The 488-nt window shown below is 65.6% G+C and carries 1 protein-coding gene and 1 pseudogene; both read left to right on the forward strand.

Annotation, left to right across the window (positions count from 1 at the left end; all coding sequences use genetic code 11):
• On the forward strand, window positions 1-162 hold a 162-nt coding region (locus tag J8I34_RS34400), incomplete at its 5' end, for an acyl-CoA dehydrogenase family protein (RefSeq protein ID WP_256441912.1).
• 64 nt (window positions 163-226) lie between these two features.
• Window positions 227-488, forward strand: a pseudogene (locus J8I34_RS34405) (methylcrotonoyl-CoA carboxylase); the annotation flags it as partial.

Raw genomic sequence — 488 nt, forward strand, 5'->3', positions numbered from 1 at the left:
ATGGCGGGCGAGACCGTGCAGATCCTGGGCGGCAACGGCTACATCAACGAATACCCGGCCGGGCGCCTGTGGCGCGATGCCAAGCTGTACGAGATCGGCGCCGGCACGTCGGAGATCCGCCGCATGCTGATCGGCCGCGAGCTGTTCGCGGAAACGATGTAAGCGCTCATGTAAGCGCTCCATGCGCTGGCTGCACCCTACAACGAACTGACTGGCCGAGGCTGATATGGCGGCAATTGAGACAAAGCTGAACGCGCGTTCCGAAGCGTTCAAGAACAACGCGCAGGCAATGCAGGCACTGGTTGCCGACCTGGAAGCGAAGATCGCCAAGCTGGCGGAAGGCGGCGGCGAGGCCGCGCGCGACAAGCACCTGTCGCGCGGCAAGCTGCTGCCGCGCGACCGTGTGCAGCAGCTGCTCGATCCGGGCACCCCGTTCCTGGAGCTGTCGCAGCTCGCCGCCTACGACATGTATGACGATGCCGCGCCGG

The sequence above is a fragment of the Cupriavidus phytohabitans genome (genome assembly GCF_017815025.1).
In the GTDB taxonomy this organism is placed as follows: Bacteria; Pseudomonadota; Gammaproteobacteria; order Burkholderiales; family Burkholderiaceae; genus Cupriavidus.